This is a genomic window from Psychrobacter sp. 78a-MNA-CIBAN-0178 (genome assembly GCF_040309625.1).
Taxonomy (GTDB): domain Bacteria; phylum Pseudomonadota; class Gammaproteobacteria; order Pseudomonadales; family Moraxellaceae; genus Psychrobacter; species Psychrobacter okhotskensis.
In genome coordinates this window covers 1-981 of record NZ_JBEOOZ010000065.1, presented here as the reverse complement: position 1 = coordinate 981, position 981 = coordinate 1, and the positions used below count along the sequence as shown (strand labels likewise).

The 981-nt window shown below is 42.6% G+C and carries 1 protein-coding gene; it reads right to left on the bottom strand.

Going from position 1 to position 981, the window contains the following annotated elements:
• Positions 1-9: 9 nt before the first annotated feature.
• Positions 10-891 carry an IS982 family transposase gene (locus AAEY80_RS14235; RefSeq protein WP_193011376.1) on the bottom strand — a complete coding sequence of 294 codons (882 nt, stop codon included), beginning with the start codon at positions 889-891 and terminating at the stop codon, positions 10-12.
• Positions 892-981 lie beyond the last annotated feature (90 nt).

Below are 981 nucleotides of genomic sequence, written 5' to 3'. Positions count from 1 at the left end.
ACCCCACTCTCAACTTGAAATAAGCAAATCAAACTGAAGAGGCGGATTACCAAGTTTTTTGTTGAGTACAAAGCACAGATTGTGTGAAAGAATCTTACGAATCAATCGATGAGACAAATGCCATAAATCTCTTGCTCGTACCCTTTGTATATTAAATCGTTCTGATAGCTGACCAATGACTGTTTCAACGATACGGCGGGCTTTCATTAGCCGCCTTACCACAGGTTTGGGTCTATCCTCTTTCATGTTGGCTCTGAGTGGCGTTTGTAAATCCACGCCTTGAGCGTCGTAGTACGATGTCAGACTAGGGCTGATATACCCTTTATCAGCGCCAAGTAGCCCATGAATATGAGTGGTGATTTCTGGGGCAACCGCTCTTTCATCAACATTGGCAGGAGCAAAGGTAAAGCCTTTAATCATGCCCGATAAGTTAACAAGCAAATGTCCCTCAAAGCCATAGTATCTCTCTTGCTTAGCGGCACAGTAGCTAAAAGCTGCTAAGTCTTGATAATTCTTATGCCGATAAGCGCGTCCATAATGACAGACGGGTATCGGAAAGCCATCCATAAAATGAATGTTGTCACGGCCTTCAATTTGACTGACGTTATCTTGTATCTGCTGTTTGACTTGCCACAGATTGGCGCAGTGCTTTGCGAAGTTAGGGTATGAGCCGATGGCTGGAAACCAGTCTTGCCAATGCTGGGTAAAGTATTGCCAAATTTGTTTGTCTTGATCAAGGTGTAAAAATTCACCGACCATCTCCATGCAAATAACCTCAGGATCACTTAGCTTTGGCGCGTAACCTGCACTTCGCAAGGGTTTGGTGACGACTATTTTGTAATATTGCTCTACCATTAAATAGATATTGATGATAAATTCGTCTATGGGCATCTCACAACTCCATTGTATTCTTGGTCGAAAACAATAGATTAGTGAGGTGCTCTTCTTTTTTCAATCACTTTTAAAGTTGAGAGTGGGGTA